Origin of the sequence: Variovorax beijingensis (assembly GCF_007828835.1) — a bacterium.
GTDB classification, from domain to species: Bacteria; Pseudomonadota; Gammaproteobacteria; order Burkholderiales; family Burkholderiaceae_C; genus Variovorax; species Variovorax beijingensis_A.
The window spans coordinates 1,281,285-1,302,700 of sequence record NZ_VIVL01000001.1 but is presented as its reverse complement, the minus strand read 5'-3'; the positions used below and the strand labels follow the sequence as shown (position 1 = coordinate 1,302,700).

Here is a 21,416-nt window from a genome sequence, read left to right as displayed (position 1 = left end):
CGAGGACAGGTCCTGGTTGCCCGCGGCAATCTCGCCCGAGGCCGTCGCGATCGCATCGGTGCCCTGGCGCACGCCGCTCACCACGGTGGCCAGGCTCGCGTTCATGTTCTTCAATGCCAGCATCAGCTGGCCCGTCTCGTCGCGGGACGACGATTCGATGCGGCTGGTGAGATTGCCATCCGCCACGGTCTGCGCCACGCGCACGGCCTCGGTCAACGGACGCGTGATGCTGCGGGTCAGCAGCCATGCCAGCACGGCGCCGAGCAGCAGCGCGGCCACGGCCAGCACGATCACGTTCATGCGGCCCGCGCGGTTCAGGCTGTCCACGGCATCGGCGGCCTTGTCGATCCGCTCGGCCTGGTGCGTCAGCATGCCGCGGATGCTCGCGTCGTAGACCTCGAGCATCGGCACCAGCTTGTCGTTGGTGAGCCGGGCCGCCTCGTCCTGCCTGCCTTCGGCCTTGAGCTTGAGGATGGCGTTGCGCAGGCCCACGTACTGGCTGCGCTTTTCCTTGATGTCGGCACTGATCGCCTGCTCCTCGGGCGAATCCAGCATGGCCTCGAGCCTGGCCTGCGTCTCGGAGATGCCCGCGCTGGTCTTGCTCATCTGCTTCTGCAGATACTCCTGGACTTCCGCATCGTTGCTCTTGACCAATGCAAAGGTGCGCACGCTGTTGCTGCTGGTGTTCAGCAGCCAGTGGGCGGCCAGGCGCTCCTTCACGAGCGAGCGCTGCACCATCTCCTGCACCGCGTCGCCCACCCCCTGCAGGCGGAACACGCCGATGCCCGCGATGCAGGCCATGAGCGCCAGCACCAGCGCAAAGCCGATGCCCAGGCGCGTGCCGATCTTGAGGTTCTTCATGCCGGTTGCTCCTCGCGCGTCATGTCAGACGATCTTTTCGACCAGGCCCATTTCGTCGCTGGACATCAGCCGGTCGATGTCCACCAGGATCAGCATCCGCTCGTCCAGCGTGCCCAGCCCGATCAGGTAGTCGGTGTCCAGCACCGAGCCCATCTCCGGCGCCGGCTTGATCTGCTCCGCGCTCAAGGTGATCACGTCCGACACGCTGTCCACCACCATGCCCACCACCCGCCCTGCGATGTTCAGCACGATCACCACCGTGAACTGGTCGTAGCTCGGCGTGCCCAGCCTGAACTTGATGCGCATGTCGATGATCGGAACGATGATCCCGCGCAGGTTCACCACGCCCTTGATGTATTCCGGCGCATTCGCAATGCGCGTCACCGCGTCGTAGCCGCGCAGCTCCTGCACCTTCTGGATGTCGATGCCGTATTCCTCCTGGCCCAGCGTGAAGGTCACCACCTCCAGCCGGCTCGAGGTGGCAGGCGCCGCGGCGCCGCGATGTGGTGGGGGGGTCAGGATCTCTGCCATATAAATTCCTTCAGCTGAACTTCTGCATGATGCGAACGAGCTTCTGCCCGTACTGCGGATCGGTGGCGTAGCCGGCCTTCTGCAGGCCGTGCGCAGCCTCGGCGGGCGTGTCGGCGGCCAGCACGTTGGCGTAGCGCGGGTTGCGCGTGATGAACCGGGCGTAGTCGGTGAAGGCCTCGTCGTAGGAGGCGTAGGCCCTGAACTTCGCGCGCACGCGCTGCGGTTCGCCGTCCACGTATTCGGTCGTGGTGGTCTCCACCACCGGACCCTTCCAGCCGCGGTCGGCCTTGATGCCGAACAGGTTGAAGCTCTGGGTGCCGTCGTCGGCGCGGATCTCGCGCTTGCCCCAGCCCGATTCGAGCGCGGCCTGCGCCAGGATCAGCGGCGCCGGCACGCCGCTGGCCTCGCTCGCCACCTGCGCGGAGCCACCCATGCGCTGCACGAAGCTGTCGACGCTGCCCTGCAGCGAGGCCACGGCGCCCGCGGCCGAGCGGTCGCTGTTGCGCTGGTAGATGCCCAGGTCCACCGATGCGGCCGCTGGCCGGGGCGGCGCGGACGGCAAGGGCGACGAGCCGAGCGGAATGCCCGACTGCGGCGTGAGAGGAATCCCGGCGCGAGGCGCGAGCGAGATGCCTTCGCTGCCGCTGCCGTCTGCTTCGCCCGAGGGCGCCGCGCGGCTGAGCTGCGCGAGCATGGCTTCGGCCAGGCCCACGCCGCGCCCCGAGAGGTTCTGCGCGAGCTGCTGGTCGAGCATCGACATGTAGATCTTCTGGTCGCGGTTCTCGAGCAGCCCGCTCGAAGGCGTGGCCTCGTGCATGCTCTTGAGCACCATGTTCATGAACAGCGCCTCGAACTGCCGCGACACCTGCTTCAGGCCCTCTTCGGGCGAGCTGCGCACGGTGTAGCGCAAGGCATCGACGCCCTGCACGTCGAGTGCAAGGCGCTGGTCCAGCGCGCCGCTTCTGCTTTCGGTGATAGCCATGGCGATGCTCAGATGATCTCGAGCTCGGCACGCAGCGCGCCGGCGGATTTCATGGCCTGCAGGATCGACACCAGGTCCTGCGGATTGGCGCCCAGGCTGTTCAAGCCCTTGATCACGTCGGCCAGCGAGGCGCCGCCGCGCACCATCTGCAGCGCGCCGCCACCCTGGTTGATCGAGATCTGCGAGGTCTGCCCGACCACCGTGGAGCCGCCGGAAAACGCATTGGGCTGGCTCACCACGGGCTCGGTGTTGATGACCACCGAGAGGTTGCCGTGCGCCACCGCGCAGTCGTTCACACGCACGGCCTGGTTCATGACCACGGAGCCGGTGCGCGCATTGACCACCACGCGCGCGACCGCCTGCGTCGGCGTGACCTCCAGGCTTTCGAGCCGCGCGAGAAAGCCCACGCGCTGCTGCGCCGCGGGCGCCTGCACCTGGATCACGCGGGCGTCGAGCGCCTGCGCCGTGCCCGCGCCGAACTGCCGGTTGATGGCGTCGACCGCCTGCTGCACCGTGCCGAAATCGGAGCGGTTGAGTTCGAGCGTGAACGTGCTGTCGCCGCCCACCGGTGCCTCGACGCTGCGCTCCACCAGCGCGCCGGCCGGAATGCGGCCCGAGCCAAGCTGGTTGACCTGTGCCTTGCTGCCGTTGGCCGACGCGCCCGCGCCGCCAACCACCATGTTGCCCTGCGCGATCGCATACACCTGCCCATCGACCCCCTTGAGCGGCGTCATCAGCAGCGTGCCGCCGCGCAGGCTCTTGGCATTGCCCATCGAGGACACCGTCACGTCGATGTTCTGGCCCGGCCGCGCGAACGAGGGCAGCGTGGCCGTGACCATCACCGCCGCCACGTTCTTGAGCTGCATGTTCACGCCCTGCGGAATCGTGATGCCCAGCTGCTGCAGCATGTTGTTGAGGCTCTGCGTGGTGAACGGCGTCTGCATCGTCTGGTCGCCCGTGCCGTCGAGCCCGACCATCAGGCCATAGCCGATCAGCGGGTTGTCGCGCACGCCCTGGATGCTCGCGAGTTCCTTCAGCCGCTCGGCCTGCGCCGGCGAACACAGGGTGATGGCGCACAGCGCCGCGAAGCCGATCAACGAACGCACATTGCGGAAAAAATTCATGGTGGTATTCCCTTTCGCGGGACGCCGCGGAACCGGCTTTGCCGGGCCGCTGGCGTCGCCCCCGGCGAGGGGGTTGGCGTAGCGACACGAAGTGCGCGAAGACTGGGGGTGAGTCATCAGAACGGCATGACGTTGAGGAAGAAGCGCTGCATCCAGCCCATGTGCTGGGCCTCGTCGATGTAGCCCTTGGCCGTGTATTCGATGCGCGCATCGGCCACCAGCGTCGAAGGCACGGTGTTGGTTCCCGAGACCGTGCGCGGGTTGACCACACCCGAGAACCGGATGTATTCGGTGCCCTGGTTGATGCCCATCTGCTTCTCGCCGCTGACCAGCAGGTTGCCGTTGCGCATCACGTCCACCACCGTGACCGTGATCACGCCGTTGAAGGTGTTGTTGGCGTTGGCACCGCCCTTGGCATCGAGCTTGTTGCCGCCCGACAGCTTGGCGTCCTGCCCGTCGAGCAGCGAGCCCAGCAGCTTCGGAATGCCGGCGAAATCGGCAGCCATGCTGCCCGTGCGGCTTGCCGAGGCGCCCGAGTTCTTGCTCGCATTGACCCGCTCGCTGATGACGATGGTCAGGATGTCGCCCACGTTGCGCGGCCTGCGGTCCTCGAACAGCGCGCTGCCGCCGGGACCGTCCTGGAAGATCGCCCCGTTGGCGCGCCGCGGCATCGAAGCCATGTTGTCCGCCCGCGCCGTCATCGGCTGGTGCACCAGCGGCTCGCGCGGAACCTGCGCACATCCCGCTGCCGCCAACGCCCCCAACACCATCCACAGCCCGCGGCCCATTCCAGGGACACCGCGGAACCGGCTCTGCCGGGCCGCCGGTGTCGCCCCCGGCGAGGGGGTTGGCGCAGCGACACGAAGCGCGCGAAGACTGGGGGAGGTCATAACTGCGCCAAACGCTGCAGCATTTGGTCCGAGGTCTGGACCGCCTTGCTGTTGATCTCGTAGGCGCGCTGCGTGGCGATCATGTTGACCAGCTCCTCGACCACGTTGACGTTCGAGGCCTCCACATAGCCCTGGCTCAGGATGCCCGCGCCGTCGATCCCGGGGTTGACCTGGTTCGGCGCGCCGGAGGCGTCGGTTTCCGCATACAGGTTCTCGCCCTTGCTCTGCAGGCCGGCCGGGTTCAGGAAGGTGGCCAGCTGCAGCTGCCCGACCTGCACCGTGTTGGTCTGCCCGGCCTGCGTGATCGACACGATGCCGTCGCGGCCGACGGTCAGGCTGGTGGCGTTGGCGGGCAGCGTGATCGCCGGCTGCACCGGGAAGCCGCTGGCCGTGACGAGCTGGCCGTCGCGGTCGGTCTGGAACGAGCCGTCGCGCGTGTAGGCGGTGGTGCCGTCGGGCATCAGCACCTGGAAGAAGCCGCCGCCGTTGATGGCCACGTCCGTCGGCTTGTCGGTCTTGGTGAGGTTGCCCTGCGAGTGGATGCGCTCGGTCGCGACCACGTGCACGCCGGTGCCCACCTGCAGGCCCGAAGGCAGCCGGGTCTGGTCCGAGGTCTGGCCACCGACCTGGCGCAGGTTCTGGTACATCAGGTCCTCGAACACGGCGCGGCTTCGCTTGAAGCCCGTGGTGCCGACGTTGGCGAGGTTGTTCGACACCACGTCGAGTTGGGTCTGCTGGGCATCCAGGCCGGTCTTGGCGATGTAGAGCGAGCGCATCATGACGAAAAAATCCTTGGAAAGTTTGGGAGTGGGACGCGGGCTCAGCCGTACGCCAGCAGCTTGTTGGCCGACTGCGCGTTCTCGTCCGCGCTGCGCATCGACTTCATCTGCATCTCGAAGCTGCGGGCGTTGGCGATCATGGCCACCATGGCCTCCACGCCATTGACGTTGCTGCCCTCGACCGCGCCGGTGGTCACGCTCACGGCCGCATCGGGCTCGGCCGGCGGCAGGCCCTCGCGCATGCGAAAGAGGCCGTCGGCGCCGCGCACCAGGTCGGCCACGGGCGGGTTGACCAGCTTCAGCCGGCCCACCTCGGCAATGCCGATGGCCGGGTCGCCGGCGCCGCGTGCCGTGACCAGGCCGTTGGCGGCGATCGCGACGGTGGAGCCGGGCGGCACCACCAGCGCGCCGGCATCGCCGGCCACGGGCAGCGAGCCCATGGTCGTGAGCTGGCCTTCGGCGTTCACCTGCAGGTTGCCCACGCGGGTGTAGGCCTCGCCGCCGTCGGGCGTCTGCACCGCGAGCCAGCCGTCGCCGTGGATGGCGACATCGAGCGCGCGGCCGGTTTCCGTGAGCGGACCGTGGCTGAAGTCGGCGCCGGGCGTGGTGGCGACCACGTAGGCGCGCGTCGGTGCTTGCGTGCCACCGGTCACCGGCACGGCGCGAAAGCTGTTGATCTGCGCGCGGAACCCGGGCGTGGAGGCGTTCGCCATGTTGTTGGCGACCGAAGCCTGCTGCTCCATGGCCTGCTTGGCGCCGCTCATCGCGACATACAGCATGCGGTCCATGGGCGGCTCAGCGGATGTTGATCAGGGTCTGGACGACCTGATCCTGCGTCTTCACCGTCTGCGCATTGGCCTGGTAGCTGCGCTGCGCAACGATCAGGTTGACGAGTTCGGAGGTCAGGTCGACGTTCGATGCCTCCAGCGCGCCCGAGGCGAGCGAGCCCTGCTTGGTGCCCGCGCCCGGCGTGCCGGTGAGCGGCTGGCCCGAGGCCAGCGTTTCGCCCCAGACGTTCTCGCCCATCGGCTCCAGGCCGTTGGGATTGGCGAAGGAGGTCAGCACCACCTGGCCCATCAGCGTGGTCTGTTCGTTGGAGAACTTGCCGGTGATGGTGCCGTCGGGGTTGATCGAGAACGAGGTCAGCGTGCCCGAGGTGTAGCCGTCCTGCTTGAGCGTCTTGATCTCGTTGACGTTGCCGAACTGCGTGGTGCCCGAGAGGTCGACCGTGGCGTTGAGCGCCACCGAGCCGTTGCCGAAGTTCATGGCCGGCAGCGTCAGCTTGCCGCCGGCGGGCGTGAGCAGGTTGCCGTTGCCGTCGAAGCTCATCGTCGAGATCGGCGCGCCGCCATTGAGCGCGCTGCCGTCGGCCGCGCCATACACGTCCCAGGCATTGGCGCCGGTCTTCACGAAGAAGACGCCGAGCTCATGCGGATTGCCGAGCGAATCGAACACCGGGCCGAGCGCATTCGAATAATTGAAGGTGGCCGAATCGGTCGCGGAGAACGGCGTCTTGGTGGGCACCGTGCCGCGCGCGTCCAGGTTGAAAGTGGCGTTGATGGCGGTGGTCGCCTTCGGGCTCATGGCCGTGGTCTGGACCTGCAGCGGGCCCGGCGTGCCGCCGTCCAGGCCGCCCGTCGCGGAGACGCCGTAGCCCGTCAGGCGCAGGCCGGCGGCATTGACGATGAAGCCGTCCTTGTCGCGCGTGAACTGGCCATTGCGCGAATACATCACCTCGCCGCTCGGGCTGCTGAGGCGGAAGAAGCCGTCGCCGTTGAGGATCGCCACGTCCAGCGGCCGGCTGCTGGTCTGCACCGAGCCCTGCGTGAAGTTCTGCACGATGCCCGACACCGCCACGCCCAGGCCGACGCGCGAGCCTGCATACACGTCCTGGAAGGTCGCCGCGCCCGACTTGAAGCCGACCGTGCCGGAGTTGGCGATGTTGTTGCCGATGACGTCCAGGTTGGCGGCGGCTGCGGACAGGCCGCTGATGCCTTGGGAAAAGCCCATGATCGAATCCTTGTTTCAGTGCAATGAAGAAGAAGAAATGGCCTGCGGCGCACGGGCCGCTGCCGATGAGGAAGACAGCACGCGGCAGCTGCTCAGAGGAACATGCGCACGTCGGCCAGGCCGATGCTCTGGCCCGACATGAGTTCGAGCGTGACGCCGCTGGCGCCCTGCTTGACGGCGGCCACTTGCGAGAAGACCAGCGAAGTGGCCTCCACGCGCGTACCGTTGTTGGCAGCCGAGACACTGAAGCTGTAGGCGCCCGCCGGGGCCGTGGAGCCGTCGTCGGCCTTGCCGTCCCAGCTGACGGCATTGACGCCTTCGGTCATCGGGCCGAGCGTCAAGGTGCGCACGGTGTTGCCCGCGGCATTGACGATCTTCACTTCGACGGTGCCGGCGGTGGCCGGCAGCTGCACGGCAAAGGGCACGGCCGCCGGCGCCTCGCCGGCCTTCGGCTCCGCGGCGGCGATGGTGTTGCCGGGCGACAGCACGTTGTAGCCAATGAGCGATGCCGCCTGCAGCACCTGGTTGGCGCCGGTCTGGTTCACCAGTCCGCTGAGCGCGGTGTTGAGGCGCTCGATGCCGCTCACGGTGCTCATCTGCGCGAGCTGCGAGGTGAGCTCGGCGTTCTCCATCGGGTTGAGCGGGTCCTGGTTGTTGAGCTGCGTCACCAGCAGCTTCAGGAAGCGCTGCTCGCTGTCCGCTCCCGAGACGTTGCCGGCGCTCGAAGCGGCGGTGGCTGCGTTGAGCCCGGAGATGGAAGAGGTGTCGGAGATGGCCATGGTTCTTGTTGGGATGTGGGGGTTTACTGGCCGATGCTCAGCGTCTTGACCATCAGCGTCTTGGCGGTGTTGAGCACCTCGACGTTGGCCTGGTAGCTGCGCGAGGCGGAGATCATGTTGGTCATCTCCTCGACCACGTTGACGTTGGGCATGGCCACGTAGCCCTTGGCATCGGCATGCGGGTTCTTCGGGTCGAAGACCATCTTCAGCGGTGAGGGGTCCTCGATGACGCCGGCCACCTTCACGCCGCCGATGTCCTGCTGGCCCGAGGCGGCCACTTCGAAGACCACCTGCTTGGCGCGGTAGGGCTTGCCGTCGGGGCCGGCCACGCTCTCGGCGTTGGCGAGGTTGCTGGCCGTCACGTTCATGCGCTGCGACTGCGCGGCCATGGCGGAGCCCGCCACGCTGAAGATGTTCATGGATGCGCCGGGATGGGGCATGTGCGGCTCCTCTTCTTATTGCGCGGCGGAGAGCAGCGACTTGATCTTGGCGCCGACCACCGTGAGATTGGCTTCATAGCGCAGCGCGTTGTCGGCGAAGTTGATGCGCTCGGCATCCATCTCGACCGTGTTGCCGTCGATGCTGGCCTGGCTCGGCACGCGGTACAGCAGGTCGCGCTCGGGCATCGAGGGCAGCGCATCGGCCTGGATGTGGCGCGCCGACGTGGCGGCCATCTGCACCGGCTGCTGCGCTGCGCGGCCGTGCTCGACCGCCTGCGTCAGGCGGCTCGCGAAATCGAAGTCACGCGCCTTGTAGTTGGGCGTGTCGGCGTGGGCGATGTTGGCAGCCAGCACTTCCTGGCGCTGCGTCCGAAGGTTCAGCGCTTCGCGGTTGAAGCGAAGCGCCGCATCCAGCTTGTCGATCATGTGTTTCCATCTTTCGAGGCGTCGCGTCCCTGGCGGGGCATGGCGACAGATGGAAAGCGAGTCTATGCATGCACTGCGTTCGCAATGGCCCGAACAAAGGGGCATTTGGCGTGCACTTCGAATCTTCGGATCGGGTGCGCCTTCCTAGAATTGCCGGGCACCCATCATGGAAAAAATCTCCTGTCGCCCGCACCGCCTGAAGCTCGTGCTGCCAGCCCTGGCGGCGGGGTTGAGCGCGGCGATGTGCGTGGCTGCGGCGCCGCTCGCGGGCGATGCGCGCGCCGCCGTCGACCGGCTGCTGCAGGCCCAGGCCGCCGGACTGCCGGGCAAGGTCGCCATCCGCGTCGAGGCGCCGGCATCGGATCCGCTGCCGGCCTGCGATGCGCTCGAGGCCTTCCTGCCGCGCGGTGCCGCGGCGTGGGGCCGGGTGTCGGTGGGCCTGCGCTGCCATTCGGAGCTGAAGCCCTGGACGCGCTATGTGCTGGCCCATGTCGCGGTCGAGGGGCGCTACCTGGTGGCCGCGCGCAACATCGATACCGGCCAGGCCCTGTCTGCGGGCGACTTCACCATCCGCGACGGCGATCTCAGCGCGCTGCCGCGCTCGGTCGTGACCGACGCCGCCGAACTGCAGGGCGTGGTGGCCACCAACCGCATCGCGGCCGGCGCGCCGCTCAGGCGCGAACTGATGCGCGGCGTGGCCGTGATCCAGCAGGGCCAGACCATCAAGGTCGTTGCCGAAGGCCCGGGCTACGTCGTCAGCACCGAAGCGCGGGCGATGACCAGCGCCAGCGCGGGCGCGGCCGTGCGGGCCAGGACCGTGGACGGCCGCATGGTCAGCGGCGTGGCCGACGGGGAAGGCCAGATCCGCCTGCCGCAGTAGCCGCATTCATGCCGCGATGCGCACTGCCCTAAAGTTCTGGCCCGAACTGCCGATACATCAGGCAGCCCTTTGAGGAACCATCTTGAAAATCGATCCATTCGCCCCTTCGGCCACACCGCTCCCCCGAACGAACAAGGGCGCAGCGTCCTCGCCCGCCAGCGGCACCGATGCCGTCCAGGGCGGCAGGAACGCGGTGAAGCTCTCGTCGGCCCAGGTGCATTCGATGCCCGAGGCGCCCAATTCCGACTTCGACGCGGCGCGCGTTGCCTCGATCCGCGAGGACATCCGGGCCGGGCGCTACGAAATCCACCCCGACCGCATCGCGCGCGGCTTGCTCGCCAGCGTGCGCGACCTGCTCCACGAAAACGGAAAGCTCTGAACGCCATGCTGGTTCACCTGTTGGCCGAAAAAGCCTGTGTCGAGGAATTCCTGTCGGTGCTGGAGCAGGAGGCGCAGGCCATGAAGAACGGCCTCTTTGCCGAGCTGCCCGTGCTTATCGGGCGCAAGGCCGGCCTGCTCGACCGCATGGCGGCACTCGACCAGGCGCGCGAATCGGCCCAGGTGGCGCGGGGTTTCGAGCCCGGGCGCGCGGGTGCCGATGCCGCCGCCGCGGCAGACGGCGAGGCCTCGCTCGCCGCCTGGACGGCGCTGGTCGAACTGGCGCAGCAGGCCAAGGCCAGCAACCGCCGCAACGGCGCCATGGTGTACAGCCAGCTCGACTTCACGCACAACGCGCTGCACTACCTGCAGGCCGGCGCGCAGCCCTTCTACGGGCCGGACGGCATCCGCAAGCCCGCCAGCGCCGCGGGAACGCGGCTGGCGGTGGGCTGAGCCGCAAACCTACTTGCGGGACTTGCCCGACTTGGGCGGCGCCTCGAACAGCTCCGAGAAGAACGACGGATTCACCTCACCCGAGTCCTTGGCAGCGCGGCTCGGCTCGGCGGACGGCAGCTCCTGGAAATCCGACGACGCGAAATGCGGCGGCACATAGACCCCGTGCTCGTCCCTCCTGACCAGGCCGCGGCGTTCCAGGTCCCGCATGGTCTTGTTGACCTGCATCCTGGAAAGCCCCGAATAGGAGGCGATGACCGACTGGGTGATGCGCTTGTCGTAGCCGCCGTCGGTGCCCGGGGCCAGGACGGTGAGTTCGTGCAGGATGCGGCTGATGAGCCGCTCCGACGAAGCCGATGAAATCTGCCGGATCTGCCTGCGCAGCACCGTGGTGCGCTTCATCACCACATCGAGCAGGCCCATCGTCACGGCCGGATGGCGGTCGCATAGCGCCTTGAATTCCAGCGTGGGCACCAGGTACAGCGAGGTGGGCAATGCCGCCACCAGTGTCGCGCCGGCCTGGTAGCGCTCCTCGATCAGGGCCGAGTTCAGGAAGAAGTCGTCCTGGCGGATGAAGTCGGTCGTGACGTCGCCGCTGTCTTCGCTCCCCTGCACGACCACCCGCAGCAGGCCCGTGGCCACGCAGTAGATGCGGTCGGACCATTCGTCCGCCGCCAGCACGACTTCGTTGCGCCGGTAGGACCGAAGTTCGATGCGCTGGACAAAGGCTGTGCGCTCATCCGGGGGAACGCTGGCAATAAGAGGATGCAAATACATCTGTACCGTCCATGGGCTGCCTTGCCGCATATTGGCTCAAAGCGGCTGCCTGCAACTCTTCCCGCTCTTCAAAATGTGAATATTTACCAGATGAGATTCATATGCTAACAGTCAGTAACATCTGGACACGCGACATCATCGCATGACTTGACGAAAACTACTTGCGCCAGCCGTCCGAAACCAGCCATTGGCTTGTACCGCAGGCGACAACGAGTGCCGCGTAGGTCGCCATCGCGCCGTCGCGGCCCGAAAGGACCACCCCGACCAGCAACACCAGCGCTCCCACGCCTGAATTGATCGCGCCCTGGGCCCACCATGCCCGGCCGCCCGCCTTGCGCCGGAAGGCCCGGCCCATGAGCGCGCACAGGAAGCCGACGGTCAGCGCGGGCGCCACGAAGTTCAGCAGGTGATTGAGGAGATCCAGCAGGGACATGGGTAGGAATGGGTATCGAGGGCCGCCGGATAAAGCCAAGGGCGCTCGCGGCGCCCTTGTTTTATGTGGAGTTGCATGCGGCCAAGCCCCTCCGCGGCCGCACGGCTGCTGCTGATTTTATAATCAGTGGATATGTCAGTCTGGACCCTCGGGTTGAACCACACGACCGCGCCGCTCGATCTGCGCGGTCGTTTCGCGTTCGCGCTCGATCAGCTGGCACCCACGCTGCAGAGCCTGCGCAGCTCCTTCGCCAGCGGCCGCCATCCGCAGGTCGAGGCCGCGATCATCTCCACCTGCAACCGCACCGAGATCTACTGCGCCGCCGAGCATGCCGCGCTCGACCACACGGTCGGCTGGCTGGCCGAAAGCGGCGGCGTCGCGCCCGCGCTGCTGCGCTCGCATGCCTATACGCTGCACGACGACGAGGCCGCGCGCCACGTCTTCCGGGTAGCCAGCGGGCTCGATTCCATGGTGCTCGGCGAGGCCCAGATCCTCGGCCAGATGAAGGACGCCGTGCGCGCGGCCGAAACCGCCGGCGCACTCGGCAGCACGCTCAACCAGCTGTTCCAGCGTTCCTTCGCGGTCGCGAAAGAGGTGCGCACCGCCACCGAGATCGGCGCGCATTCCATCAGCATGGCCGCGGCGGCCGTCCGGCTGGCCGGCCAGCTGTTCGAAGACCTGCACCAGACGCGCGTGCTGTTCGTCGGCGCGGGCGAAATGATCGACCTGGCCGCCACGCATTTCGCGGCCAAGGACCCGAAGGCCATCGCCATTGCCAACCGCACGCTCGAGCGCGGCGAAAAGCTGGCTTCGCGCTTCGGCGGCGAGGCGATGCGGCTGGCCGACCTGCCGAACCGGCTGGCCGAGTTCGACATCGTGGTGAGCTGCACCGCCAGCACGCTGCCGATCATCGGCCTGGGCGCCGTCGAACGCGCGCTCAAGGCCCGCAAGCACCGCCCGATGTTCATGGTCGACCTGGCCGTGCCGCGCGACATCGAGCCCGAGGTGAAGGCGCTCGAGGATATCTATCTCTATACGGTCGACGACCTCGCCCAGGTGGTGCAGCAGGGCCAGGCCAACCGCCAGGCCGCCGTGGCGCAGGCCGAGGTCATCATCGACGCCGGCGTGCAGAGCTTCATGCACTGGCTGGGCCAGCGCGGCACCGTGCCGCTGATCCAGCAGCTCAATGCCCAGGCCGACGAATGGCGCGCCGCCGAAATGGCCCGCGCGCGCAAGCTGCTGGCCCGGGGCGAGCCGGTCGATGCGGTGCTCGAGGCCCTGTCGCGCGGGCTCACGCAGAAGCTGCTGCACGGCGCCATGGCCGAACTGCACGCGGGCGATGCGGCATCGCGCGAGCACACCGCGCAGACCATCTCGCGCCTGTTCCTGCGCAAAGAGCGTTAGCGACGCTCGCCAGCGGCCCGGCCTCGCCGGCCGCGGTCCCACATGCGCCCTGCCGCGGCACCGCGGCGCCCTTCCCCCCATTTTTTCGAGCTCCTTTCCGCCGTGAAGACCTTTCTGCGCCACCAACTCGAACGCTACGCCGCCCGCCTCGGCGAACTCGATTTCCTGCTTTCGCGCGAAGACATCATGAGCGACATGGCGCAGTACCGCACCATCTCGCGCGAGCATGCCGAGATCACCCAGATCGCCGGCCGCTACGAGCGCTACAAGCAGCGCGAAGCCGACATCGCCGGTGCGGCCGAAATGCTCGAAGACCCCGACATGGCCGAGATGGCGCGCGAAGAAATCGCGGGCGCGCAGGCCGAGCTCGTGCAGCTCGAGGAAGAGCTGCAGCGCCTGCTGCTGCCCAAGGACCCGGACGACGCACGCAATGCCTTCCTCGAAATCCGCGCCGGCACCGGCGGCGACGAGTCGGCGCTGTTCGCGGGCGACCTGCTGCGCATGTACACGCGCTACTGCGAGCGCGCCGGCTGGCGCTGCGAAGTGGTGAGCGAGAGCGAAAGCGAGCTCGGCGGCTACAAGGAAGTGGTGATCCGCATCGCCGGCAACGATGTTTTTGGCCGCCTGCGCTTCGAATCGGGCGGCCACCGCGTGCAGCGCGTGCCGGCCACCGAGACCCAGGGCCGCATCCATACCAGCGCCTGCACCGTCGCCGTGCTGGCCGAGCCCGACGAAACCGTGGCGGTGCAGATCAACCCGGCCGACCTGCGCATCGACACCTACCGCGCGAGCGGCGCCGGCGGCCAGCACATCAACAAGACCGACTCGGCCGTGCGCATCACGCACATCCCGACGGGCATCGTGGCCGAGTGCCAGGACGACCGCAGCCAGCACCGCAACAAGGCTAAGGCGCTGCAGGTGCTGTCCGCGCGCATCCAGGAAAAGGACCGCAGCGAGCGCGCCGCCAAGGACGCCGCCATGCGCAAGGGGCTGATCGGCAGCGGCGACCGCTCCGACCGCATCCGCACCTACAACTTCCCGCAGGGCCGGCTCACCGACCACCGCATCAACCTCACGCTCTACAAGCTGCAGGCCATCATGGAGGGCGACCTCGGCGACGTGCTGGACGCGCTGCGCGCCGCGCGCGAGGCCGAGCAGCTGGCCGAGCTCGAATCGAGCCTGCCGGCATGACGGCCACGGCCACCACGCCATCCACCGTGGCGCAGGCGCTGGCCGCGGCCGTGGCGCTGGGCATCGACCGGCTCGACGCGCAACTGCTGCTGCTGCATGCGCTCGGCCGCGCGCCGAACGACCGCGCCTGGCTGCTGGCGCACGACACCGACGCCGTTTCCGACGCGGCCTGGTCGGCGCTTTCGGCGCAGCTGCCGCGCCGGCTGGCGGGCGAGCCGGTGGCCTACCTGCTCGGCGAAAAGGAATTCCACGGCCTCGGCCTGCAGGTGGACGCGCGGGTGCTGGTGCCGCGCCCCGACACCGAAACGCTGGTCGACTGGGCCCTGCAATGCCTCGAGGGACGCAGTGCCCCGCGCGTGCTCGACCTGGGCACCGGCAGTGGCGCGATCGCGCTGGCGCTGCAGCATGCGCGCCCCGATGCAGAGGTCGATGCGGTCGATGCCAGCGCCGATGCACTGGCGGTCGCCGAGGCCAATGCGCAGCGCCTGGGCCTGCCGGTGCGCTTTCGCCGGGCCCATTGGCTCGACGGCGCGGCCGGCGGCTATGCGGTCATTGCCAGCAATCCTCCCTACATCGCAGCCGGCGACCCGCACCTGGCGGCGCTGCAGCACGAGCCGCTGGCGGCGCTGGTGGCCGGGCCCGACGGGCTGGCCGATATCCGGCAGATCGTGCAGCAGGCCCCCGCGCACCTTGCGGACGGCGGCTGGCTGCTGCTCGAGCACGGCCACGACCAGGCCGCGGCCGTGCGCCAGCTGCTCCAGACGCGCGGCTTTGCCGAGGTGCAAAGCCGCGATGACCTTGCCGGCATCCAGCGCTGTTCCGGCGGGATCTGGCGCACGGTGAAATAATCCCCCCAGCCCATTTTTCAGGAGTCCCCATGTCCGACGCCCAGCAACGCATCGACGATCTCGTCAAGTCCAACGACCTCGTGCTCTTCATGAAGGGCAACGCCAGCTTTCCGATGTGCGGCTTCTCCGGCCGCGCGATCCAGATCCTCAAGGCGGTCGGCGTCGACACCAGGACGCTCAAGACCGTCAACGTGCTCGAAGACGACGGCATCCGCCAGGGCATCAAGGAATACAGCAACTGGCCGACGATTCCCCAGCTCTACGTGAAGGGCGAATTCGTCGGCGGCTCGGACATCATGATGGAGATGTACGAGTCGGGCGAGCTGCAGCAGGTGCTGGGCGGCAGCAGCAACGCGGCCTGATTTCCGCGCCCGCCATGAGCCACGACCACGGCCATGACCACGAGGGCAAGGCCGCGCCGGCCTGGAAGCACGACGGCGTGCGCGTGATCGCGGCCAACCAGCTCGACGCCAACACGGCCCAGACGCCCGGCATGAACCGCGCCGCGGCCATCAATTTCGCCCGCGTCGGCGCGCAGAAGCTCTGGGCCGGCACCGTCACCATCCACGCCGACGCCAAGACCGGCGCCCACCACCACGGGCACCTCGAATCGGTGATCTACGTGGTGCGCGGCCGGGCCCGCATGCGCTGGGGCGAGAAGCTCGAGTTCACGGCGGAAGCCGGTCCGGGCGACTTCATCTACGTGCCGCCCTACGTGCCGCACCAGGAAATCAACGCCAGCGCCACCGAGACGCTCGAATGCGTGCTGTGCCGCAGCGACGGCGAGGCGGTTGCCGTGAACCTCGACATCGAACCGGTGGAAAAACCAGAATCGGTGCTGTGGGTCGACCCGACCCATCCGCACGGCGGAATCTAGGCTCTCCCCCAGGCTGCGCGCACTTCGTGTCGCTTCTCCCTCCCCCTTCCGGGGGCAACACCGGCGGCCCGGCAAAGCCGGTTCCGCGGTGTTCGCTGGAATGTGCCCCGGGTCATGGCACCATGGTGCACTTCGCCGTGCCACCATGACTCTCACCCAAAGCCTGCTCATCATCGTCCTGCTGATCGCGATGAGCGCGTTCTTCTCCCTTGCCGAAATCACGCTGGCCGCCTCGCGCCGCCTGCGCCTGCGCCAGATGGCCGACGAGGGCGATGCGCGGGCCGAGCGCGTGCTGCGCGTGCAAGAGCAGCCGGGCCACTACTTCACCGTGGTGCAGATCGGCCTCAACGCGGTGGCGATCCTCGGCGGCGTGGTCGGCGAGGGCTCGCTGAGCCCCTACTTCGCGCGCTTCCTCGAGGGCTGGATGAGCGTGGAGGCCTCGGCGAACCTGGCTTTCCTGTGCTCGTTCGTGATCGTCATCGCGGTGTTCCTGGTGTTTGCCGACCTGTTCCCCAAGCGCCTGGGCATGAGCGACCCCGAGCGCATCGCGGTTCGCATGGTGGGCCCGATGATGGTGCTGATCACGGCCTTCAAGCCGCTGGTGTGGTTCTTCACGCGCTCCACCGACATGCTCTTCAAGCTGCTGGGCATGCCGCTGGTGCGCGACGACAAGATCACCTCGGCCGACATCCTGGCCATGACCGAGGCCGGCGCGCGCGCGGGCGTGCTCGCGGTGCGCGAGCAGCAGGTGATCGCCAACGTGTTCGAGCTCGACACCCGGCTGGTCAGCAGCGTGATGACGGTGCGCGACAACATCGCCTGGTTCCTGCACGACGACCCGGAGTCGGTGCTGCGGGCGCGCATCGTGGCCGAGCCTTTTTCGGCCTACCCGGTGTGCGACGGCGACATCGACCATGTGCTCGGCTACGTCGACGCCAAGGAGATGTTCCAGCGCGTGCTCAGCGGCCAGCCGCTGGCCTTCGACCAGGGCCTCACGCTGCACAAGGCGCTGGTCATTCCTGACCGGCTCACGCTCACCGAAGTGCTCGAGCAGTTCCAGCAGGCGCATGAAGACTTCGCGATCGTGGTCAACGAATACAGCCTGGTGGTGGGCGTGATCACGCTCAACGACGTGATGAGCACGGTGATGGGCGACCTCGTGTCCATGCCCGACGAGGAGCAGATCGTGAAGCGCGACGAGAACTCGTGGCTGATCGACGGTGTCACTCCCATCCAGGACGTGCAGCGCGCGCTGCACATCGACGAGATGCCGCATCCGGACGACTACGAAACGCTGGCGGGCTTCCTGATGGTGATGCTGCGGCGCGTGCCCAAGCGTACCGACAGCGTGAGCTGGGGCGGCTACACCTTCGAGGTGATGGACGTCGACAGCTACCGCATCGACCAGGTGATGGTCACAAGGACTTAGCTCGCCCCCAGTCTGCGCGCACTTCGTGTCGCTTCGCCAACCCCCTACCGGGGGCAATACCAGCGGCCTGGCAAAGCCGGTTCCGCGGTATTCCTGAAACAGATATTCAGGCTGCCGAGCGGTCCCGCTCGCGTTCTCGCGCCTTGTCGTCGTAGGTCCACAGGCGCTGGTTCGCGAACACGGCATTCGGGTACGGCGCCTTGCCGCGGCTGCCGTTGTAGCGCCCGAGGGTCATGTACAGGTCGCCGTTCTCGCGGTCGAGGTAGTGGCGCAGGATCACGCAGCCGAAGCGCAGGTTGGTCTGCATGTGGAACAGCTTGGCCGGGTCGCTGTCGCCGATCACGCGGGTCCAGAACGGCATGACCTGCATGTAGCCGCGCGCACCGGCGCTGGACACCGCGAACTTGCGGAAGTTGCTCTCGACCTGGATCAGCCCGAGCACCAGGCTCACGTCCAGGCCCGAGCGCTTGGCTTCATACCAGACGGTCTGCAGGAATTCCTTGCGCGTGGGCCAGTCGGCAATCTTCTTCTTGAGGCGCTCGCTCATCTCGCCCAGCCATCGCAGGTAGGTCAGGCGGGCCTCGGTGTTCGAGAACTCGGGCACCGGCGGCGCCTTGTTGTGCACGGCCGAACTCAGCGCGGTGCGCACCGAGTCGATCAGCGGCTCCTCGATCTGTGCGCCGGCGCGCGCGGCCTGCGGCAGCGACAGCGCCGCCAGGGCGCCCGCCGCCGCCGCGCCACCCAGGCACTGGCGCCGCGAGAGGCCGCCCTGCAGGCTCATTTCGCGAGCTTGCCAGTGATGAATTCGGCGATGCCGGCCGCGGGCACCTTGGTGGCTGCCGTGTCGCGGCGATGCTGGTATTCGAGCTGGCCTTCCTTCAGGCCGCGGTCGGAGATGACCACGCGGTGCGGCACGCCGATCAGCTCCCAGTCGGCAAACATCGCGCCCGGGCGCTCGCCGCGGTCGTCCAGCAGCACGTCGACGCCGGCCGCGAGCAGCTGCTCGTACAGCGCCTCGGCCGCCACCTTGACCTCGGGGCTGCGGTCCATGCCGATCGGGCAGACCACCACCGTGAACGGCGCCAGTGCGTCGGGCCAGATGATGCCGCGCTCGTCGTGGTTCTGCTCGATGGCGGCGGCCGGCAGGCGCGTGATGCCGATGCCGTAGCAGCCCATCTCGAGGAACTGCGGCTTGCCGGCTTCGTCGAGGTAGGTGGCGTTCATGTCCTTGCTGTACTTGGTGCCGAGCACGAACACGTGGCCCACCTCGATGCCGCGCTCGATCGCGAGCACGCCCTTGCCGTCGGGCGAGGCATCGCCTGCCACCACGTTGCGCAGGTCGGCCACCAGTTCGGGCTCGGGCAGGTCGCGGCCCCAGTTGAGGCCGGTCATGTGGAAGTCGATCTCGTTGGCGCCGGCGATCCAGTCGGCCATGACCACGACTTCGCGGTCGACCACGAGCCTGACGGGCTTCTTGAGGTTCAGCGGGCCGAGGTAGCCGGGCTTGCAGCCGAAGTGGTCCTCGATCTCGGCCAGCGTCGCGAACCGGAAGCCCTTGTCCAGGCCCGGTACCTTGCCGACCTTGATCTCGTTCATGTCGTGGTCGCCGCGCAAGAGCAGCAGCCAGACCTGCGCACCCTTGGGGTTGCCGGCCTCGTCGAGGATGTCGGTGGCCAGCACCAGCGACTTGACGGTGGTCGAGAGCGGCACGCCGAGCAGTTCGGCCACGGCCGCGCAGGTGCTCTTGCCGGGGGTGGGCGTCTTCTCGAGCGCCTTGGCGGCCGCGGGGCGCGGGCCGGCCGGAGCAAGCGCCTCGGCCTTTTCCATGTTGGCCGCGTAATCGCTGCCGGGGCAGTAGACGATGGCGTCTTCGCCGGTGGCGGCAATCACCTGGAACTCTTCGCTCAGGTCGCCGCCGATGGCGCCGCTGTCGGCCGCCACGGCGCGGTAGCGCAGGCCGAAGCGGTCGAAGATGCGGCGGTAGGCATCGGCCATGACCTGGTAGCTGGCCTTGGCGGCATCCAGGTCGCGGTCGAAGCTGTAGGCGTCCTTCATGATGAATTCGCGCCCGCGCATCAGGCCGAAGCGCGGACGGCGCTCGTCGCGGAACTTGGTCTGGATCTGGTAGAAATTCTTCGGCAGCTGCTTGTAGCTGCGGATTTCCTGGCGCGCGATGTCGGTCACCACCTCTTCGCTCGTGGGCTGGACCACGAAGTCGCGGTCGTGCCGGTCCTTGATGCGCAGCAGCTCGGGGCCCATCTTGTCGAAGCGGCCGGTCTCCTGCCAGAACTCGGCCGGCTGCACCACGGGCATCGTGAGTTCGACCGCGCCGGCGCGGTTCATTTCCTCGCGCACGATCGCCTCGACCTTGCGGATCACGCGCAGCCCCATCGGCATGTAGGTGTAGATGCCCGTGCCGAGCTTCTTGATCATGCCCGCGCGCATCATGAGCCGATGGCTCGCGACCTCGGCGTCGGCGGGCGCTTCCTTGAGGGTGGAGACAAAAAATCGGGAAGCTTTCATCGGGATCGGCTGGTGGATTCGAAGATCGTGGGGAAGACGGATGCCGGCGGAGAGACCACCGGGAACCCGCGGGCCTCGAACTGGCCGCTTGCCGAGTGCAACCCGGCATGCATAATCGACTCAGTTCAAAAATTGGGGTTTGATTATGCTCGACCGGGACGGCTTCAGGCCCAACGTCGGCATCATCCTGCTCAACCAGAGAAACCAGGTTTTCTGGGGCAAACGCATACGCACGCATTCCTGGCAGTTTCCGCAAGGCGGCATCGACCGCGGCGAAAGTCCCGAGCAGGCCATGTTCCGGGAACTGCACGAGGAAGTCGGACTCCATCCGGAGCACGTGCGCATCGTGGCCCGTACCCGTGACTGGTTGCGCTACGAGGTGCCGGATCGGTTCATTCGCCGTGACGCACGGGGCCACTACAAGGGCCAGAAGCAAATCTGGTATTTGCTGCAATTGATCGGTCACGACTGGGATCTGAACCTGCGCGCGACCGACCACCCCGAATTCGACGCCTGGCGATGGCACGACTACTGGGTGCCGCTCGATGTGGTCGTCGAATTCAAACGCGGCGTCTACGAGATGGCACTGACCGAGCTTGCTCGCTACCTGCCGCGGCAGGATTTCCGCAACCGCTTCCTGCGCAGCAACGTGCGCGCCCGGGAGTTCGAGCGCCACATGCCCGATGGCGGCGCGCCCGCGGGGCTGGACCTGCCGCCCGGCGGCAGTTTCGACCCGCATCCCGACATTACTTCTGCGAGCGATGACCCTTCCCCTCCTCTCCCCCACAAAGCGCCCTTCCTTCCATCGCAGCGCTGAGGGCATCCTGCTCGCCGTGTGCCTGGCCCTGCTGGCCGGATGCGCATCGGGGCCGCACGACACCAGCAATCCCGACTGGGCGCAGGCCGGCATGCCGCCGCCGCCCAAGCGCTACGAAACCGATGCCGAATGGAAGGAAAGCGAAGCGCCGCCGCCGCCGGCCTTCGACGTCAAGCGCCTCGAGCCAATCGCGATGCCGCCCTACATGTCGCTGAAGTTTGGCGTCGATCCGGCCACCATCACAATCACCGGCGACGGTGTGGTGCGCTACGTGGTGGTCGCAACCAGCCGCAGCGGCGGGGACGCGGCGCTGAACGCCTTCTACGAAGGCGTGCGCTGCTCGACTGACGAGGTGAAGAGCTACGCGCGATACAACAACGGCGCCTGGAGCAAGGTCGAACGGTCCGAGTGGAAGAGCTTCCGCGACCTGAACTCGAGCTACGCCAAGCAGTTGGCGCAGCAGGGCCTGTGCCGCGGCCATGCGCCCCGGGTCTCGGTCAAGGACATGGTCACGAACATGCGGGACCCGGCGCGCCAGCTGCAATAAGGCCGGCTGCAGGCGGTGTTCGAACGGGGCCTCGAAA

The 21,416-nt window shown here is 67.7% G+C and carries 26 protein-coding genes; 11 read left to right on the top strand and 15 right to left on the bottom strand.

The features are described 5' to 3' along the window. The 11 genes from FB547_RS06310 to flgB all read right to left on the bottom strand — a co-directional run. Positions 1 to 861: MCP four helix bundle domain-containing protein (locus FB547_RS06310; RefSeq protein ID WP_145740495.1), on the bottom strand; the 861-nt coding region annotated here is incomplete at its 3' end. A gap of 24 nt (positions 862 to 885) precedes the next feature. Then, complete coding sequence (locus FB547_RS06305) at positions 886 to 1,392, bottom strand: chemotaxis protein CheW (protein WP_145740493.1); 507 nt, start codon at positions 1,390 to 1,392, stop codon at positions 886 to 888. Between the two features lie 10 nt (positions 1,393 to 1,402). Beyond that, a complete protein-coding gene (gene flgJ / locus FB547_RS06300) occupies positions 1,403 to 2,374 on the bottom strand; it encodes a flagellar assembly peptidoglycan hydrolase FlgJ (protein ID WP_145740491.1) in 972 nt (323 codons plus the stop codon). A gap of 8 nt (positions 2,375 to 2,382) precedes the next feature. Beyond that, the gene (locus tag FB547_RS06295; RefSeq protein WP_145740489.1) at positions 2,383 to 3,498 is read right to left on the bottom strand and encodes a flagellar basal body P-ring protein FlgI; all 1,116 of its coding nucleotides are present in this window, start codon (positions 3,496 to 3,498) and stop codon (positions 2,383 to 2,385) included. A 116-nt stretch (positions 3,499 to 3,614) separates the two neighbouring features. Continuing rightward, positions 3,615 to 4,286 carry a flagellar basal body L-ring protein FlgH gene (locus tag FB547_RS06285; protein WP_145740487.1) on the bottom strand — a complete coding sequence of 224 codons (672 nt, stop codon included), beginning with the start codon at positions 4,284 to 4,286 and terminating at the stop codon, positions 3,615 to 3,617. A gap of 98 nt (positions 4,287 to 4,384) precedes the next feature. After that, the gene (gene flgG, locus FB547_RS06280; RefSeq protein ID WP_018906819.1) at positions 4,385 to 5,167 is read right to left on the bottom strand and encodes a flagellar basal-body rod protein FlgG; all 783 of its coding nucleotides are present in this window, start codon (positions 5,165 to 5,167) and stop codon (positions 4,385 to 4,387) included. A gap of 41 nt (positions 5,168 to 5,208) precedes the next feature. Beyond that, a complete protein-coding gene (locus FB547_RS06275; protein ID WP_145740485.1) occupies positions 5,209 to 5,955 on the bottom strand; it encodes a flagellar basal body rod protein FlgF in 747 nt (248 codons plus the stop codon). 7 nt (positions 5,956 to 5,962) lie between these two features. Next, positions 5,963 to 7,177: a flagellar hook protein FlgE gene (gene flgE, locus FB547_RS06270; protein WP_027730591.1), complete on the bottom strand. Its 1,215-nt coding sequence runs from the start codon at positions 7,175 to 7,177 to the stop codon at positions 5,963 to 5,965. A gap of 92 nt (positions 7,178 to 7,269) precedes the next feature. Further along, a complete protein-coding gene (locus FB547_RS06265) occupies positions 7,270 to 7,956 on the bottom strand; it encodes a flagellar hook assembly protein FlgD (RefSeq protein ID WP_145740484.1) in 687 nt (228 codons plus the stop codon). Positions 7,957 to 7,979: 23 nt separating this feature from the next. Further along, positions 7,980 to 8,396, bottom strand: a complete 417-nt coding sequence (flgC, locus tag FB547_RS06260; RefSeq protein ID WP_124960768.1) for a flagellar basal body rod protein FlgC — start codon at positions 8,394 to 8,396, stop codon at positions 7,980 to 7,982. Positions 8,397 to 8,411: 15 nt separating this feature from the next. Further along, positions 8,412 to 8,822: a flagellar basal body rod protein FlgB gene (gene flgB / locus FB547_RS06255; protein WP_145740482.1), complete on the bottom strand. Its 411-nt coding sequence runs from the start codon at positions 8,820 to 8,822 to the stop codon at positions 8,412 to 8,414. Between the two features lie 166 nt (positions 8,823 to 8,988). On the opposite strand from flgB, the gene flgA reads away from it, so the two are divergent. The 3 genes from flgA to FB547_RS06240 all read left to right on the top strand — a co-directional run bounded on the left by flgA (position 8,989) and on the right by FB547_RS06240 (position 10,533). Then, positions 8,989 to 9,702 (top strand): flagellar basal body P-ring formation chaperone FlgA, encoded by a 714-nt coding sequence (flgA, locus tag FB547_RS06250; protein WP_145740480.1) that lies wholly within the window; start codon positions 8,989 to 8,991, stop codon positions 9,700 to 9,702. Positions 9,703 to 9,784: 82 nt separating this feature from the next. After that, positions 9,785 to 10,081 (top strand): flagellar biosynthesis anti-sigma factor FlgM, encoded by a 297-nt coding sequence (gene flgM / locus FB547_RS06245; protein WP_145740478.1) that lies wholly within the window; start codon positions 9,785 to 9,787, stop codon positions 10,079 to 10,081. A 5-nt stretch (positions 10,082 to 10,086) separates the two neighbouring features. Next, positions 10,087 to 10,533, top strand: a complete 447-nt coding sequence (locus tag FB547_RS06240) for a flagella synthesis protein FlgN (RefSeq protein WP_145740476.1) — start codon at positions 10,087 to 10,089, stop codon at positions 10,531 to 10,533. A gap of 9 nt (positions 10,534 to 10,542) precedes the next feature. Here FB547_RS06240 and FB547_RS06235 read toward each other — a convergent pair whose 3' ends face one another. Together FB547_RS06235 and FB547_RS06230 are read right to left on the bottom strand one after the other, a co-directional pair. Next, complete coding sequence (locus tag FB547_RS06235) at positions 10,543 to 11,310, bottom strand: Crp/Fnr family transcriptional regulator (protein WP_145740474.1); 768 nt, start codon at positions 11,308 to 11,310, stop codon at positions 10,543 to 10,545. Between the two features lie 157 nt (positions 11,311 to 11,467). Continuing rightward, the gene (locus FB547_RS06230; RefSeq protein WP_145740473.1) at positions 11,468 to 11,743 is read right to left on the bottom strand and encodes a hypothetical protein; all 276 of its coding nucleotides are present in this window, start codon (positions 11,741 to 11,743) and stop codon (positions 11,468 to 11,470) included. A gap of 132 nt (positions 11,744 to 11,875) precedes the next feature. Between FB547_RS06230 and hemA the strand changes: the two genes are divergently transcribed. From hemA to FB547_RS06200, 6 genes are all read left to right on the top strand, one after another. Then, the gene (gene hemA, locus FB547_RS06225; RefSeq protein ID WP_145740471.1) at positions 11,876 to 13,147 is read left to right on the top strand and encodes a glutamyl-tRNA reductase; all 1,272 of its coding nucleotides are present in this window, start codon (positions 11,876 to 11,878) and stop codon (positions 13,145 to 13,147) included. A 102-nt stretch (positions 13,148 to 13,249) separates the two neighbouring features. Then, positions 13,250 to 14,338, top strand: a complete 1,089-nt coding sequence (gene prfA / locus FB547_RS06220) for a peptide chain release factor 1 (RefSeq protein WP_145740469.1) — start codon at positions 13,250 to 13,252, stop codon at positions 14,336 to 14,338. After that, a complete protein-coding gene (gene prmC / locus FB547_RS06215) occupies positions 14,335 to 15,186 on the top strand; it encodes a peptide chain release factor N(5)-glutamine methyltransferase (protein ID WP_145740467.1) in 852 nt (283 codons plus the stop codon). Before prfA ends, prmC begins: the two co-directional genes overlap by 4 nt. Positions 15,187 to 15,215: 29 nt before the next feature. Further along, positions 15,216 to 15,548, top strand: a complete 333-nt coding sequence (gene grxD / locus FB547_RS06210) for a Grx4 family monothiol glutaredoxin (protein ID WP_145740465.1) — start codon at positions 15,216 to 15,218, stop codon at positions 15,546 to 15,548. 14 nt (positions 15,549 to 15,562) lie between these two features. Then, on the top strand, positions 15,563 to 16,063 hold the full coding sequence (locus FB547_RS06205; RefSeq protein ID WP_145740463.1) for a cupin domain-containing protein: 501 nt from the start codon (positions 15,563 to 15,565) through the stop codon (positions 16,061 to 16,063). A 145-nt stretch (positions 16,064 to 16,208) separates the two neighbouring features. Beyond that, complete coding sequence (locus tag FB547_RS06200) at positions 16,209 to 17,492, top strand: hemolysin family protein (protein ID WP_145740461.1); 1,284 nt, start codon at positions 16,209 to 16,211, stop codon at positions 17,490 to 17,492. Positions 17,493 to 17,598: 106 nt separating this feature from the next. On the opposite strand, the gene FB547_RS06195 is transcribed toward FB547_RS06200, so the two are convergent. Beyond that, complete coding sequence (locus tag FB547_RS06195; RefSeq protein WP_145740459.1) at positions 17,599 to 18,273, bottom strand: lytic transglycosylase domain-containing protein; 675 nt, start codon at positions 18,271 to 18,273, stop codon at positions 17,599 to 17,601. Then, a complete protein-coding gene (locus tag FB547_RS06190) occupies positions 18,270 to 20,015 on the bottom strand; it encodes a proline--tRNA ligase (RefSeq protein ID WP_145740457.1) in 1,746 nt (581 codons plus the stop codon). The genes FB547_RS06195 and FB547_RS06190 overlap by 4 nt, the downstream gene beginning before the upstream one ends. Positions 20,016 to 20,160: 145 nt before the next feature. Between FB547_RS06190 and FB547_RS06185 the strand changes: the two genes are divergently transcribed. Together FB547_RS06185 and FB547_RS06180 are read left to right on the top strand one after the other, a co-directional pair. Next, positions 20,161 to 20,832: an RNA pyrophosphohydrolase gene (locus tag FB547_RS06185; protein WP_145740456.1), complete on the top strand. Its 672-nt coding sequence runs from the start codon at positions 20,161 to 20,163 to the stop codon at positions 20,830 to 20,832. Next, positions 20,777 to 21,379, top strand: a complete 603-nt coding sequence (locus tag FB547_RS06180) for a CNP1-like family protein (RefSeq protein WP_225612654.1) — start codon at positions 20,777 to 20,779, stop codon at positions 21,377 to 21,379. Before FB547_RS06185 ends, FB547_RS06180 begins: the two co-directional genes overlap by 56 nt. The last annotated feature ends 37 nt before the right edge of the window (positions 21,380 to 21,416 follow it).